This is a genomic window from Streptomyces sp. NPDC048643, from assembly GCF_040650615.1.
GTDB lineage: Bacteria > Actinomycetota > Actinomycetes > Streptomycetales > Streptomycetaceae > Streptomyces.
This window is the reverse complement of the sequence record NZ_JBEZHO010000009.1, coordinates 178,157-192,541: the sequence shown is the minus strand read 5'-3', so window position 1 is coordinate 192,541 and position 14,385 is coordinate 178,157. Positions and strand designations below refer to the sequence as shown.

Sequence of the window (14,385 nt, the reverse complement as noted above, 5' to 3'; positions counted from 1 at the left end):
CGAAAGGGACGCGAAATGGCACTCTCCCGTTCGGCACGTTTAGGGGCCCTCGCCACCGCGGCGGCCTCCTTCCTCCTCGTCGCCGCCTCCTCCGCCCCCACCCCGGGCGCCGACGGCATCGGTGACACCTACTTCCCCCAGCTCGGCAACGGCGGCTTCGACGCCCGCCACTACGCCCTCGACGTGGCGTACGACCCGGCCACCGACCGCCTCGACGGCCGGACCACCCTCACCGCCCGCGCCACCCAGAACCTCTCCTCCTTCGACCTCGACCTCCAGAAGCTGGACGTCACCAGGGTCGAGGTGAACGGCAGACGCGCCCACTTCACGCGGTCCGGCGACGAGATCCGCATCACCCCGCGCGGCCCGCTGGCCAAGGGCCGGACCTTCACGGTCACCGTCACCTACGGCGGAGTCCCCGAGGCGCTCAGCGGACCGATCGTGTTCGGCTCCGACTACGGGTGGATGAAGACCCCCGACGGCGTCTTCGTCGCCTGCGAACCCAACGCCGCCTCCACCTGGTTCCCCTCCAGCGACCACCCGTCCGACAAGGCGACCTACGACATACGCATCACCGCGCCCAAGGGCCTGACGGGTGTCTCCAACGGACGTCTCGTCTCGACGCGCGACAGGGGCGGCCGCACGGTCACGCACTGGCGCGAGAGCCGTCCCATGGCCACGTACCTGGCGACCGCGACCATCGGGAAGTTCGACGTGAAGACGGGCAGGACGCCCGCCGGGACGCCGATCTACGTCGCCATCGACCCGGTGCTCGCGAACAGCAACAGCGTCGACGTGTACGCCGTCACCGCCGCGGCCACCGACTACTGGTCCCAGGTCTTCGGTCCGTACCCGTTCGAGGAGACCGGCGCGATCGTCGACGACATGCCGCAGGCCGGCTTCTCCCTGGAGGTCCAGTCCAAGCCCGCGTACTCGGCGGTGCGCTCGGAGTCGACCATCGTGCACGAGCTGGCCCACCAGTGGTTCGGCGACTCCGTCTCGGTCGCCCACTGGAAGGACATCTGGCTGAACGAGGGCTTCGCCACCTACGCGCAGTGGCTGTGGTCGGAACACCAGGGCGTCCGCTCCGCGCACGACTCGTTCGTCGCCGGCTACGACTCCCGGCCCGCCGACTCCTCCTTCTGGCAGACCACCGTCGGCGACCCGCAGCGGGACACGATGTTCGCCTCCGCCGTCTACCAGCGGGGCGCGATGACCCTCCAGATGCTGCGCGAACGCATCGGCGACACCGCGTTCTTCAAGCTGCTGCCCGCCTGGACGAAGCTGCACCGCTACGGCAACGCGAGCACCGCCGACTTCATCTCCCTCGCGGAGCGGATCTCCGGCCGGCAGCTCGACGACCTCTTCCAGACCTGGCTCTTCACCACAGGCAAGCCCGCCGTCTAGACCTTTGTTCGTAAGGTGCACGCCCCGCGACAGGTGAGAATGTGGGGGTGCTTCTGCAACTGTTCAGCCCCTCCGTCCAGCACACGCTCGACCTGATCGGCATTTTCGTCTTCGCGATCTCCGGCGCGCTGCTGGCCGTCCGGAAGAACTTCGACGTCTTCGGCATAGCCGTTCTCGCGGAGATCACCGCGCTGGGCGGAGGGCTGCTGCGCGACATCATCATCGGCGCCGTGCCCCCGGCCGCCTTCACCGACCTCGGGTACTTCACCACCCCGTTGGTCGCCGCCCTGCTCGTGTTCTTCCTGCACCCCCAGGTGGAGCGCATCCAGGTCGGCGTCAACGTCTTCGACGCGGCCGGGCTCGGCCTGTTCTGCGTCACGGGCACCGTGAAGGCGTACGACTACGGGCTCGGCCTCACCGCCTCCGCCGCCCTCGGCCTCGCGACCGCCGTCGGCGGCGGTGTGCTGCGCGACGTCCTCGCCAACGAGGTGCCCTCACTGCTGCGCTGGGACCGCGACCTGTACGCGGTTCCCGCGATCGTCGGCGCCACGATGGTGGCGCTCTGCATCCGCTACGACGCGCTCACCCCCTTCACCAGCGGCCTTGCCGTCGTCACGGCCTTCGTGCTGCGGCTGCTCGCGATGCGGTTCCACTGGCGTGCTCCGCGGGCCTGGAACCGCCGTTCGACGGTGAGCGAGGACGAGACCCCCTGACCCGGCCGGTCCCGACGACGTCCCGGGAGCCGTCGGCGTCGCCGGTCTCCACGAGGGTGCCGGTGCCGCCCGGGCCGCGTACGCCGTCCCCACCGCCTGCCCCGGGCGCGGCGCCGGCGGCCCGCGCGCGGAAGCGGTCCGACAGCCAGCGGAACACCTCCGGCAGCTGCGGCCGCCACAGGCCCATGTCGTGGCCGCCCGCGCTGGGCGGCAGCAGCACCACGTCCACCCGCGTCGGCGCCTTCGCGATCCGTTGGATCGCCGCGCCCGCCTCGTAGCCGTCGCCGGACTCGCCGGAGAAGTAGAGCGCGACCGGCGGTGGCACACGGTCGGCACGGAGCCGGACGGAGGGGTCGTTCCGCAGGCGCAGCTGCGGGTTCCGGCCGGCGAGCGAACTGCTCTCCTCACGCGGGTCGTTGTACCCGGACATGCTCACCGCGGCCCGGTAGCGGTCGGGGTGGGCGACGGCCAGTTTGGTCGCGCAGTGCGCCCCGGCCGAGTACCCGGCGGTCGCCCAGCCGTCCGGCGCGGCCTCGGTACGGAAGTTGTCCCTGACCATCCGCGGCACGTCGACGCTGAGCCAGCTCTCCGCGTTGACCGTGCCGGGGACGTTCGCGCAGCCCGTGTCCGCCCGCGCCAGCAGGTTGGTGCGCGGCGCGACCAGGATGAAGGGCGCCACGCGTCCGTCGCGCATCAGCGGCACCAGTTGCTGGTGCACCTTCAGCGAACCGAACCAGGCCCTGGCGGAGCCCGGATAGCCCGGCAGCAGCTCCACGACGGGGAACGAACGGTGGCGGAAGGCGGGTTCGGCGTACTGCGGCGGCAGCCAGACGTAGACCTCGGCGTTCACGCCGGAGACCCGTCCCCTCAGCTCGGTGACGCGTACCCCGCCCGCCTCGCGCATGCCGGGCCCGACGGCCTGCTCGAAGGTCTGCCGCACCCGGGGCAGACTCTCCGGCGCGATCCCGCCGGTGCCGTCCGCGCCCAGCTCGGCGGCCCGCTCGACGTGGTCGCCGGTGCCGAGCAGGTCGGCCCAGTCGTCGTACAGGCTGTTGGCGTCGTTCACCAGGACGAAGACCACGCTGATCGCGGTGGCCTGCGCGAACAGCAGCATCAGCAGCCGTCCCGTGCCACGCACCGGTCCCGGTCCCGGGACCCGGGACCACAGGGCCAGGGGCAGCACGAGGGCGACGGCACACAGCGCGATCGTGGTCAGGAGGAACGGCGTCCCGGTGAGACTCATGTCCTGTCAGAGGAGCACCCGGACCGATTGGTCACGGGTGATTCCGGACACTTGCCGAGAAAATGGCGAACGATCACCCACCTGGACGGGTCGCACCGAGGACCGGCTCCTCGCCGCGTCCCGTGACCGGGGAGGGGGGTGGATGCCGGCCGGCGGGCGTTCATCCTCCCGAAACAGTAAAAGCTACCGCTTAGTAATTTCCTGTTGTACCGTTCAGGCATGCCAGAAGCAGCTTCGGTACAGGCCGCACGGGCCACGATCGGCGACAGCGAGTTCGACCGCGACACCGCGGTCACCCCGCGCGCCCCGGGCGTCTACGACGTGGACCTCTCCGCCGGGTGGACGATCATCACCGCCGTCAACGGCGGCTATCTGCTGGCCGTCCTCGGCCGCGCGCTCGCCGACGCCCTGCCGCACTCCGACCCCTTCACGGTCTCCGCGCACTATCTCACCGCCTCCCAGCCGGGCCCCGCGGTCGTCCGCACGGACGTGGTCCGCACCGGCCGGACGCTGTCGACGGGCCAGGCGTCGCTCTTCCAGTACGACGACGAGGGCCGCGAGGTCGAGCGGATCCGTGTCCTCGCCTCGTACGGCGACCTCGACGCGCTGCCCGACGACGTGCGGACGACCGCGCGGCCGCCCGCGATCCCGCCCATGGACCAGTGCTTCGGCCCGCAGGACGCGCCCGCGCCGATTCCCGGCAGCTCGGCGATCACCGACCGGCTCTTCCTCAAGCTCGACCCCGCGACCCTGGGCTGGGCCCTCGGCGCCCCGTCCGGGAAGGGCGAGATGCGGTCGTGGTTCGGGCTCGCCGACGGCCGCGACGCCGACCCGCTCTCGCTGCTCCTCGCGGTCGACGCGCTGCCGCCGACCGCGTTCGAGATCGGCCTGTCCGGCTGGGTGCCGACCGTCGAACTGACCGTGCACGTGCGCTGCCGTCCGGCCCCCGGCCCGCTGCGGGTGTCGATCACCACCCGCAACCTCGCCGGCGGTTTCCTGGAGGAGGACGCGGAGGTGTGGGACAGCGCCGACCGGCTGGTCGCCCAGTCCCGCCAGCTCGCGCGCGCACGGCTCGACTGACCGGGGACTTCCCTCGGGGGGTACGACCCGGCCGAGCCGGGCCCCGGTCGGGGGGCCCGGCTCGACCGATCTCGACAGCCGGTCGGAGCCGGCTCGATCCGACCGCGACCGTCGGTCGGAGCCCGGCTCGATCCGACCGCGACCGTCGGTCGGGGAGCGGGACCTGCCGACCGCGGCCTCCGTGACGGAGGCTCGGCTCGGCCGAGCACGCTCCTCGGAGTCCAGCTCGTTAGCATGCGATCTCTTCGGGATCCGGCCCGGCAGGGCGCGATGTCCCGTCGAGGAGCACGACTTCGCCGGGTCCGACGTCCGGTCACACGGTGACGAACGGCCGGCGGCCCGTCCAGGCCGCCAGCCGGGTGTAGGCGTCGGCTCCCTCGGGCGCCGGGAGGGCCGGGTCGAAGGGCAGCTCGGGGTCCTCGCGCCCCTCCACGGGCAGTACCCGGCCTGCGGTCGCGAGGGCGAACTCGGCGAGTTCCGGGTCGAGTTCGAGGGGCCGGCCGAGCGCCTCGGACAGGTCCCAGGTGTGGATGACGGCCTCCATGACGTACCCGGCGAGGGCCTGGCGTCCGGGAGCCGCGCCCCACGGCACCCGCACGAGCGCCTCCAGGCGGGCGTCGTCGGCCCACGCCGTCCGGACCTGCGCCCTGGCCCCGTCGTACGCGGCGACCCAGCCGTCGTCCGGGACGCCGTCGACGAACGGCCGTACCGCGAGTCCGTCACCACCCGCCCCGATCACCGCGATCCGCCGGGTGCCTCCGACGAGGTGCGACAGCAGCAGGCGGACGTCGAAGTCGGCGCAGGGCGTCGCGCCGGAGAGCTGATCCGGCCGGACGGTTGCGATGAGTTCGGCGATCCGACCGGCGGCGCGGGTGTACAGGGGGCGGGGGTCCATGGCGTTCATGAGCGAACCTCTTCCGTGTCTCGGTGTGCCCTCACTGTCGACGCATAACCTGACAGCCCCCGTCAGCATTTGCCGGGTCCTCGGGTGAGCGCGATCCTGGGCCCGTGAAGTCCGACCGCCTGCTCTCGATCCTCCTGCTGCTCCAGACCCGGGGCCGGGTTCCCGCCCGCGAACTCGCCGACCGCCTCGAGGTGTCGGTGCGCACCATCTACCGCGACATCGAGGCTCTCTCCACCTCCGGCGTCCCGGTCTACGCCGAGCGGGGCCGGCACGGCGGCATCGAACTGCTCGCCGGATTCCGTACGGACGTCACCGGACTGACCGCCGACGAGTCCCGCGCGCTGTTCATCCTGGCCGCGCAGGGCGCGCACGCCGCGCTCGGTCTGGACGCGGCCCTCGACTCCGCGCTGCGCAAGGTGATGGCCGCGCTCCCCGCGCCGTTCCGGCCGGCCGCCGAGGTCACCGGCAGGCGCATCCTCGTCGACGCCACGCGCTGGAAGGGCGGGCCTCTACGGGCCGCCGACCTGGACGTGTTGCAGGACGCCGTGTTCAGCGACCGAAGGCTGCGGCTGCGCTACCGGCGCGGCGGGGAGGCCGAACCCCGCACGTACACCGTCGACCCGTACGGGCTCGTCTCCAAGGCCGGGGTCTGGTACCTGGTCGCCGACCGGCGCGGCACCCCGCGGCTGTTCCGCGCCGACCGGATCGGCGCGGCCACCCTCCTGCCGGACCCGGTGCGCCGCCGTCCCGGAGTGGAACTCGCCCACGTCTGGGAGGTGTTGCGCCGCCAGGTCGAGGAGCGGCCCGGGGGCGTCGAGGTCACGGTCCGGGTGCGTCGTTCGCGCCTGGACATGTTCGTGCGCCTCAACGCGGCCGCCCTGACGGAACTGCCCGAGGACAACGGCACCGACGAGTGGGTGATCGCGCGGCTCTCCCACGGTTCCGTGCGCGAGGCCCGGACCCTGCTGGCGTTCGGGGACGCGGTGGAGGTCCTCTCCCCGGCGGCGGCGCGGGAGGAGCTGGCCACGACGGCCTCGGCCGTCGGAGCGCTGTACGCGGGGGGTTGAGCGCCGGATCGCGCCCCGCCGGACGGGGCTCCGCCCAGCAGGAGACAGCTCCGGCACGGCGCACCCTTCGTGGATCTGGTGCTCCGGCCACCGCTCGCCAGGCCGTCGTCCGTCGGCCCGAACCGGCCCGGCCCTCGCCAACCCGACTGCACACGCGCGTCCTTCGGTCTTCGGCGGACGCCGGCCCGACGCCGCCCGGTCCACGCCGCCGTCGGCCGGTCCGATCCGGTGCGGGCGCCAGGTGCCAGGGTGGCTGCGGTGAGCGGGTCGCCGATCCAACGGGGGTTACGAGGTCTGTCGCGTCCGTGCGGCCACGTGGGCCGGGTTGGCGCCTTCGGCCGGGCGACCACGCTCGCTCGGCCAGTGCCAGTGCCCGTAGTGCCCGTGTCCGCGCGGGGGTTGGGCAGTCGGCGGGCGTCAAAGGCCCGGCGGCTGGGGCCAGTTTGGCGGGCTCCCGGGGTCCGGGCTCGTGGTCGGCCGGTGGCCTGTGGTCCCGTCCGTCGGGGCCGGGATCAGCCGAGCCAGTGACGGCGGCCGATGCTGATCAGACGCATCTGGCGGCTCGCCACCCGGGCCACCCGCTCGCGCTCCGCCTCCGGGGAGTCCAGCGCCTCCAGGAACGCCGAGGCCGCCATCAGCATGTGGTCGACGTAGAGACCCGCCAGCATGAGCAGGTCGTCGTCGCTCCACCCCCGCGACTCGGGGTGTTCGGCGAGCGCGTCCCGCACCTCCTCGGCGAACCGGGCCAGTTGCTCGCGGATCGCGTCCCGCACCGACTGCACCCCGCCGTGCCGCTCGCGCGCGATGAAGCGGACGTGCGCGGGGTGCGCCCCGACGTGATGGGCGATCAGTTCCACGGCGCGGGCGATGCGTTCGTCGCTGTCGCCGGCCGCTGACACCGTGTCCTCGATCATCGGGTGCAGGCTGCCGAGCGCCTCCTCGACCAGGGCCACGCCGAGATCCGCCGTCGAGCGGAAATGCCGGTAGAAGGCGGTCGGAGCGACTCCCACGGCACGCGTGACCTCCCGCAGACCCAGGCTGCTCAGGCTCTGGTCCTCCAGCAGCAGCAACGCGGCGTCCAGGAGCGCCTGTCGGGTCTTCTGCTTCTGCGCCTGCCGGATGCCGAGAGTGTGACTCATGCCATGCAGTTAACAACTGTTCTCTGGATTTTTAAAGCCGTGGGACGCGCTAGACTCGAGAGTCAGTGAACAAGTGTTACTACAACCGTTCACTGAGTCGTCAAGTCCCGGAAACAATCGGGCCTCACCGTCGAGGCACGGGTGGTCCGGGACCGGACCACGAGACTCCTTCGAGAGGAATCCCATGCTGTTCCTCGTCGCCGCACTCCTGCTGCTCGGCGTCGTCATGGGCACCGTGGCGCACGCGCCGCTGCCCGTCACCCTGGTCGCTGCGGCCGTCATCGGCATCTGGCTGGTCGTCTTCGCGCTGCGTGAGCGCGGCGCCCGCCGCCGGCACACCTCCGCCGGCTGACCGCCGGCACACCACACCCTCGCCGACCGGCCCGTGGTCCCCTTCCTTCACCAACTGACCGTTGGGAGCTGACGTACGTCATGGCACTCACCACTCACACCGCCGGCACCACCCGATCCGCCGGCACCACCAGCACCGCCGACACCGACTTCGACACCGCTCGCGGCACGGAGACGGCCCGCGACACGGACGCCGCCCCCGGCGCGCGGACCGTGCGTACCGAGGACGCCGTCCGTTCCACGGAATCCCCCCGCTCCGAGGCGGCCGCACGAACCCCCCTCGGGCGCCGCGTCCGGGACGCGGACGGCATGGCCGTGGCCGCCTTCATCCTCGGGCTCGTCGGCCTCCTGGTCCTCAACGTCTTCCTCGGCCCGATCGCCATCGTCCTCGCCTCCGTCGCCCTGTGGCGCGGGACCGCCCGCCGTGGCCGCGCGTTCCTCGGCCTCGGCCTCGGCATCGCCGACCTGGTCGTCCTGGTCGCGTTCATGCACGTCGACAGCACGGTGTCCTGGAGCTTCTGACGCCGAGCCGCTGAACGGCGCTCGGTGACGGGAGTCCGATGAAGCGCCCGTTCCGGTCCGGGGAGGACGCCTCGGCCGGTCCGCGCGCGGACCCCGACGACGGCGATGCCGGTGGGGGCAGCGGCAGGGGAACGAAGGGCCCGTAGAATCGGGCCCACCATGGCTTACCTCGACCACGCCGCGACCACCCCCATGCTCCCCGAGGCGGTAGAGGCACTCACCGCCCAGCTGAGCGTCACGGGCAACGCCTCCTCCCTCCACGCCGCCGGCCGCCGCGCCCGGAGGACGGTCGAGGAGTCCCGCGAGACCCTGGCGGACGCCCTCGGCGCCCGCCCCAGCGAGGTGGTCTTCACCTCCGGCGGCACCGAGGCCGACAACCTCGCGGTGAAGGGCCTCTACTGGTCCCGCCGCGACGCCGACCCCGCCCGCACCCGCGTCCTGTCGAGCCCGGTCGAGCACCACGCCGTCCTCGACGCCGTCCACTGGCTCGGCGAGCACGAGGGCGCCACGGTCGAGTACCTCCCCGTCGACGCGTACGGCCGGGTCCACCCCGACGCCCTGCGCGAGGCCATCGCCCGCAACCCCGACGACGTCGCCCTCGCCACCGTCATGTGGGCCAACAACGAGATCGGCACCCTCATGCCGGTCCGTGAACTGGCCGACGTCGCCGCCGAGTTCGGCATCCCGCTGCACGCCGACGCCGTCCAGGCCTTCGGTCAGGTCCCCGTCGACTTCGCCGCCTCAGGCCTCGCCGCGATGACGGTCTCCGGCCACAAGATCGGCGGCCCGTACGGGATCGGCGCGCTGTTGCTGGGCCGCGAGTACACCCCCGTACCCGTGCTCCACGGCGGCGGTCAGGAGCGGCACGTCCGCTCCGGCACCCTCGACGTGCCCGCCATCGCCTCCTTCGCGGTCGCCGGGCGGCTGGCCGCCGAGCGGCGCGAGTGGTTCGCCCGGGAGATCGGCGCCCTGCGCGACGACCTCGTCGACGCCGTCCGCAAGGCCGTGCCCGACGCGATCCTCGGCGGCGACTCCGCACCCGGCGGCCGGCTGCCCGCCAATGCCCACTTCACCTTCCCGGGCTGCGAGGGCGACTCGCTGCTCCTGCTGCTCGACGCGCAGGGCATCGAGTGCTCCACGGGCTCGGCCTGCACGGCGGGCGTGGCCCAGCCCAGCCACGTCCTCCTCGCCACCGGCACCGACCCGGACCTCGCGCGCGGCACCCTCCGCTTCTCGCTCGGTCACACCTCCACGGACGCCGACGTCGACGCGGTGGCCCGGGCGATCGCCCCCGCCGTGGAACGAGCACGCACCGCGGGCCTCACCTGACCGACCGGGCGCGCCCTCGGCCCGCGTCCCGGCCGAGGCCGCTCCTCGGCGGTGACCGCCCTTCAGGCCGCGCTCACGCCGCCGCCGTCCGTGCCCGCCGTACGAGGCGCAGATACCGGTCCCAGTCCCAGTACCGCCCGGGGTCGGTGTGGTCGGCGCCCGGCACCTCCACATGGCCGATGATGTGCTCGCGGTCCACCGGGATGTCGTACCGCCCGCATATTCCGGCCGTCAGGCGCGCCGACGCCTCGTACATCGCGTCCGTGAACGACGAGGCGCGGTCCACGAAGCCCTCGTGCTCGATGCCGACACTGCGTTCGTTGTACGCGCGGTTGCCCGCGTGGAACGCCACGTCCAGCTCGCGGATCATCTGCGTGACGTGACCGTCCTTGCGGACGATGTAGTGCGCCGCCGCCCCGTGCCCCGGGTCCTGGAAGACCCGCACCGCGCTCGCGAAGCTGCCCTGGGTGACATGGATGACCACCCGGTCTATCGAGTAGTCGTCGGGCCGGTCCGCCCGCCGCCAGTTCGCCGTCGACGCCGCCACCCACTGCGCGCCCCGGGAGTCCACCGCCCCCGCGACCCTCTCCTTCTCCACACCGGGCAGCCGCCACCACAGGTGCGTCAGCACGTCCCGGGCGATCGCCGCCGTGCCCACGGCGGCCGCCACACCGCCGACGAGCAGCACCCGGCGTCCGACCGCCGCGTCCGCGTCCTTGGCCGCCGCCTTGGCACCACGGCCCTTCGGCTTCCCCTTTTTCTCCCCCATGCGATCTTCAACGGATACTCGCGGGATCCGGTTCCCGCCGCCCCGTACTCTGGAGGGGTTATGACTGACACCTCGCAGCGCCCCCTCCGTGTCCTCGCCGCCATGTCGGGCGGCGTGGACTCCGCCGTAGCCGCCGCCCGTGCCGCCGAGGCCGGGCACGACGTGACGGGCGTGCACCTCGCCCTGTCGGCGAACCCCCAATCGTTCCGGACCGGCGCGCGGGGCTGCTGCACCATCGAGGACTCGCGCGACGCCCGCCGCGCGGCCGACGTCATCGGCATCCCCTTCTACGTCTGGGACCTCGCCGAGCGCTTCCGCGAGGACGTGGTGGAGGACTTCGTCGCCGAGTACGAGGCCGGCCGCACCCCGAACCCCTGCCTGCGCTGCAACGAGAAGATCAAGTTCGCCGCGCTGCTCGACAAGGCGCTCGCGCTCGGCTTCGACGCGGTCTGCACCGGCCACTACGCGCAGGTGATCGTCCGCGAGGACGGCACGCGCGAGCTGCACCGCGCCTCCGACATGGCCAAGGACCAGTCGTACGTCCTCGGTGTCCTCGACGACCGCCAGCTCGCCCACGCCCTGTTCCCGCTCGGCGACACGGTCACCACCAAGGACGAGATCCGCGCCGAGGCCGAGCGCCGGGGACTCGCCGTCGCCAAGAAGCCGGACTCGCACGACATCTGCTTCATCGCCGACGGAGACACCCAGGGCTTCCTGGCGAACCGCCTGGGCAAGGCGGAGGGCGACATCGTGGACGAGGCCGGAGCGGTCGTCGGATCCCACGAGGGCGCGTTCGGCTTCACGATCGGCCAGCGCAAGGGGCTGCGTATCGGCACCCCCGCCCCGGACGGCAAGCCGCGCTACGTCCTCGACATCTCGCCGGTGGACAACACGGTGACGGTGGGCCCGGCCGCGTCCCTGGACGTGTCCGCGCTGACCGCGCTCAAGCCCCGCTGGTGCGGCGCCGCCCCCACCGGTCCCGGCACCTACACGGCCCAGCTGCGCGCCCACGGCGGCGAGACGGAGGTGGCGGCCGAGCTGGTCGACGGCTCCCTCCAGGTCACCTTCAGCGAGCCGGTCCGCGGGGTCGCCCCCGGCCAGGCGATCGTCCTGTACGACGGCACGCGCGTGGTGGGCTCGGCGACGATCGCGACGACCACGCGCGCGACGGCCGGCGTCTGACCCGACGCTCGCCTGGCGTGACCGTGCGCGCCGCCGCCGCCGGGCCGGGGTGAGGCAGACGTCGCCGGGTGAGGCAGCGGTCCAGGGCGGCTAGCCGTTCGCGTCGAAGAACTCCGCCAGCACCGGGGCGAGCACCAGGGAATCGACCATGTGCGTCTGCCCCTCCAGCGTGCGGTACGAGCCGACGGGCGCCGTGTCCGCGACGACACGGGCCGCCTCGCGCATCCAGCCGGGGCTGGCGTCGCCCGCGATCGACAGCACCGGCACGGGCACGGCGGCCAGTCGCTCACGGGGCACCGTGCCGTCGCCGAGCGCGGCATTGTCGTACGCCAGGGTCGGAGCGATGGCCTCCATGCCGGCCCACGCGTGGGACAGACGGATTCCGGCGATCGTCTCCGGCGGCGTGCCGACCCGGGACAGGAACAGCTCGACGGCATCCCCGCGCCGGTCCTGCGCGAGCAGTTCCGTCAACCGCTCGGTGTACTCGGCGCGCTCCTTGCCGCCCCGGTCGTCGAGGGCGAAGGGCGTCTCGTAGACCGCGATCTCGCGCACGGGCAGCCCGCTCGCCACCGCCCGCAGGGCGAGCGCGCCGCCCGACGAGATGCCGTAGAGCGCCGCGCTGCCTCCGGAGGCCTCGATCAGCGCCGCGATGTCCTCGACCTCACGAGCGACCGCGAAGGGCTCGGTGTCACCGCTGCGACCGCGGCCCCGGCGGTCGTAGGTGACGGCCCCGAAACGGTCGGACAGGGCCTCGGCGAGGGGCGCCAGTGTGGCGCCCGTGCACATGGCCCCGCCGACCAGGACGACCGCCGGGCCGTCACCGAAACGTTGGTACGCGATGGGTGTCCCGTCGCGCGAGATGGTCTTCTTGTCCATGCCTGGGAAGACTGCCGGGTGGCCCGGAACTCATCGCGTCGCCACGCCCGCGTGGGGGCGCGACGTCAGGACACGTCCTGCTCGTAGAAGCAGAAGTGGTCCTTGATCCCGGCGACGTCGGGCTTGGGGTCGGGGTAGGCCCACACGAGGTCCGCGCCGTCCGGACGCGACCAGTACGACGCGGTGCCCTTGAAGGGGCAGTACGTGTGGGTGTCGGAGGGCGTCAGCAGGTCGAGACGGACGTCCTCGGGCGGGAGGTAATAGCGCACCGGACAGCCGGTCTCGCGCAGCACCAGGGGGCGGTCGCTCTCCGCCAGGACCTGGTCGCCGTGCACGACGCGGACGTGCTGGGTGCCCTGCTCGATGGTGATCGTGTGTCCTTCAGCCATACCGGGAAAGCGCTCGCGGGCCCCGATTCGTTCCCGCGTACGGTGAGGACATGAACATCTGCGTCTTCCTCTCCGCCGCCGACCTCGACGACCGCTACACGCGCCCCGCGCGGGAGTTCGCGGAACTCCTCGGCAAGGGCGGCCACACGCTGGTGTGGGGCGGCTCCGACGTGGGGCTGATGAAGGTCGTCGCCGACGGTGTCCAGGAGGCGGGCGGACGGCTCGTGGGGGTGTCCGTGGACTTCCTGGCCGCCAAGGCCCGCCCCGGCGCCGACGAGATGGTCATCGCCGGTGACCTGGCCGAGCGCAAGGCGCTGCTGCTGGCGAAGGCGGACGCCGTGGTCGTCATGGTCGGCGGCACCGGAACCCTCGACGAGGCGACGGAGATCCTGGAGCTGAAGAAGCACGGGAAGACCGAGAAGCCGGTGGTCCTGCTGAACACGGCCGGGTTCTACGACGGCCTCAAGGAGCAGTTCCGCCGCATGGACGCCGAGGGCTTCCTGCCCCGGCCGCTGACCGACCTGGTCTTCTTCGCGGAGGAGCCCGTGGGGGCCGTCGCCTACCTGGAGGAGAGCCTCGGCACTCAGTGAGGCGCGGGCGGCATCCGGGGCGCCGGCACGCGGTCCCGTGCGGACCCGTGTGACGTACCGGGACCTGGTGCGGGAGCGGCGTCCGGTGATGCGAGCATGGCGTCCATGGCTACACATGTGATCACCGGGGCCGGTTCCGGCATCGGCGCGGCCGTCGCCCGTCGTCTGCACGCGCGCGGGGACGACCTCGTGCTCCACGCGCGCGACGCGGGCCGCGCGAAGGAGCTCGCCGCCGCCTTCCCCGGGGCGAAGACCCTGGTCGGCGACCTGGCGGACCCGGACAAGCTCTCCTGGGCCTTCTCCCACCAGACGCTCCCCGACAGCGTCGACTCGCTGCTGCACATCGCCGGCGTGGTCGACCTCGGTCGGGTCGGCGACCTGACCCCGAAGTCCTGGCGCCACCAGCTCAACGTCAACCTGATCGCCCCCGCCGAGCTGACCCGCCACTTCCTGCCCCAGCTCCGTGTCGCCCAGGGGCACGTGCTGTTCGTGAACTCGGGGGCCGGTCTGAACGCCCACGCCGACTGGTCCGCCTACGCCGCCTCCAAGCACGGCCTGAAGGCCCTCGCGGACTCCCTGCGCCACGAGGAGCACGCCGCCGGTGTCCGGGTCACCTCCGTCTACCCCGGCCGCACCGCCAGCCCCATGCAGGCCAAGGTCCACCAGCAGGAGGGCAAGGACTACGACGCCGCCCGCTGGATCGACCCCGAGTCCGTCGCGACCACCATCCTGATGGCGCTCGACCTGCCGCGCGACGCCGAGGTCAACGACCTGACGGTGCGCCCGGGGCGCTGACCTCCGCCCGGACGGCTGACCTCTGCCCG

Annotated in this window: 16 protein-coding genes; 10 read left to right on the top strand and 6 right to left on the bottom strand. The window is 72.8% G+C overall.

Annotation, left to right across the window (positions count from 1 at the left end):
- The first annotated feature begins 15 nt into the window (after positions 1 to 15).
- Complete coding sequence (locus tag AB0C62_RS12255) at positions 16 to 1,407, top strand: M1 family metallopeptidase (RefSeq protein ID WP_362972113.1); 1,392 nt, start codon at positions 16 to 18, stop codon at positions 1,405 to 1,407.
- A gap of 47 nt (positions 1,408 to 1,454) precedes the next feature.
- Complete coding sequence (locus AB0C62_RS12250; RefSeq protein WP_362972111.1) at positions 1,455 to 2,120, top strand: trimeric intracellular cation channel family protein; 666 nt, start codon at positions 1,455 to 1,457, stop codon at positions 2,118 to 2,120.
- Here the strand turns inward: AB0C62_RS12250 and AB0C62_RS12245 are convergent.
- A complete protein-coding gene (locus tag AB0C62_RS12245) occupies positions 2,020 to 3,363 on the bottom strand; it encodes an alpha/beta hydrolase-fold protein (protein ID WP_362972109.1) in 1,344 nt (447 codons plus the stop codon). The two genes, AB0C62_RS12250 and AB0C62_RS12245, sit on opposite strands and share 101 nt — an antisense overlap.
- A gap of 219 nt (positions 3,364 to 3,582) precedes the next feature.
- Here AB0C62_RS12245 and AB0C62_RS12240 point away from each other — a divergent pair, with 219 nt between their 5' ends.
- Complete coding sequence (locus tag AB0C62_RS12240) at positions 3,583 to 4,443, top strand: thioesterase family protein (RefSeq protein ID WP_362972107.1); 861 nt, start codon at positions 3,583 to 3,585, stop codon at positions 4,441 to 4,443.
- A gap of 313 nt (positions 4,444 to 4,756) precedes the next feature.
- Here the strand turns inward: AB0C62_RS12240 and AB0C62_RS12235 are convergent, their stop codons facing one another.
- On the bottom strand, positions 4,757 to 5,347 hold the full coding sequence (locus tag AB0C62_RS12235) for a TIGR03086 family metal-binding protein (protein WP_362972105.1): 591 nt from the start codon (positions 5,345 to 5,347) through the stop codon (positions 4,757 to 4,759).
- 104 nt (positions 5,348 to 5,451) lie between these two features.
- On the opposite strand from AB0C62_RS12235, the gene AB0C62_RS12230 reads away from it, so the two are divergent.
- Positions 5,452 to 6,414, top strand: a complete 963-nt coding sequence (locus AB0C62_RS12230; protein ID WP_362972103.1) for a YafY family protein — start codon at positions 5,452 to 5,454, stop codon at positions 6,412 to 6,414.
- Between the two features lie 512 nt (positions 6,415 to 6,926).
- Here the strand turns inward: AB0C62_RS12230 and AB0C62_RS12225 are convergent.
- Entirely contained in the window at positions 6,927 to 7,553 is a 627-nt protein-coding gene (locus AB0C62_RS12225; protein ID WP_362972101.1) for a TetR family transcriptional regulator, read from the bottom strand.
- Positions 7,554 to 7,737: 184 nt separating this feature from the next.
- Here AB0C62_RS12225 and AB0C62_RS12220 point away from each other — a divergent pair, with 184 nt between their 5' ends.
- The 3 genes from AB0C62_RS12220 to AB0C62_RS12210 all read left to right on the top strand — a co-directional run bounded on the left by AB0C62_RS12220 (position 7,738) and on the right by AB0C62_RS12210 (position 9,755).
- A complete protein-coding gene (locus tag AB0C62_RS12220; protein WP_355867596.1) occupies positions 7,738 to 7,905 on the top strand; it encodes a hypothetical protein in 168 nt (55 codons plus the stop codon).
- Between the two features lie 308 nt (positions 7,906 to 8,213).
- Positions 8,214 to 8,426, top strand: coding sequence for a DUF4190 domain-containing protein (locus AB0C62_RS12215; protein ID WP_362972187.1), 213 nt, complete (start codon positions 8,214 to 8,216; stop codon positions 8,424 to 8,426).
- A gap of 159 nt (positions 8,427 to 8,585) precedes the next feature.
- On the top strand, positions 8,586 to 9,755 hold the full coding sequence (locus AB0C62_RS12210; protein ID WP_362972099.1) for a cysteine desulfurase family protein: 1,170 nt from the start codon (positions 8,586 to 8,588) through the stop codon (positions 9,753 to 9,755).
- Between the two features lie 73 nt (positions 9,756 to 9,828).
- Here AB0C62_RS12210 and AB0C62_RS12205 read toward each other — a convergent pair whose 3' ends face one another.
- Complete coding sequence (locus tag AB0C62_RS12205) at positions 9,829 to 10,524, bottom strand: N-acetylmuramoyl-L-alanine amidase (RefSeq protein WP_362972097.1); 696 nt, start codon at positions 10,522 to 10,524, stop codon at positions 9,829 to 9,831.
- Between the two features lie 60 nt (positions 10,525 to 10,584).
- Between AB0C62_RS12205 and mnmA the strand changes: the two genes are divergently transcribed.
- A complete protein-coding gene (gene mnmA, locus AB0C62_RS12200) occupies positions 10,585 to 11,706 on the top strand; it encodes a tRNA 2-thiouridine(34) synthase MnmA (protein ID WP_362972095.1) in 1,122 nt (373 codons plus the stop codon).
- Between the two features lie 90 nt (positions 11,707 to 11,796).
- Here mnmA and AB0C62_RS12195 read toward each other — a convergent pair whose 3' ends face one another.
- Together AB0C62_RS12195 and AB0C62_RS12190 are read right to left on the bottom strand one after the other, a co-directional pair.
- Complete coding sequence (locus AB0C62_RS12195; protein WP_362972093.1) at positions 11,797 to 12,582, bottom strand: alpha/beta hydrolase; 786 nt, start codon at positions 12,580 to 12,582, stop codon at positions 11,797 to 11,799.
- Between the two features lie 65 nt (positions 12,583 to 12,647).
- Positions 12,648 to 12,971, bottom strand: coding sequence for a DUF427 domain-containing protein (locus AB0C62_RS12190; RefSeq protein ID WP_327408885.1), 324 nt, complete (start codon positions 12,969 to 12,971; stop codon positions 12,648 to 12,650).
- A gap of 50 nt (positions 12,972 to 13,021) precedes the next feature.
- Between AB0C62_RS12190 and AB0C62_RS12185 the strand changes: the two genes are divergently transcribed.
- Positions 13,022 to 13,561, top strand: a complete 540-nt coding sequence (locus AB0C62_RS12185) for a TIGR00730 family Rossman fold protein (protein WP_358819009.1) — start codon at positions 13,022 to 13,024, stop codon at positions 13,559 to 13,561.
- A 96-nt stretch (positions 13,562 to 13,657) separates the two neighbouring features.
- Positions 13,658 to 14,356 (top strand): SDR family oxidoreductase, encoded by a 699-nt coding sequence (locus tag AB0C62_RS12180; protein ID WP_362972090.1) that lies wholly within the window; start codon positions 13,658 to 13,660, stop codon positions 14,354 to 14,356.
- Positions 14,357 to 14,385: the final 29 nt, after the last annotated feature.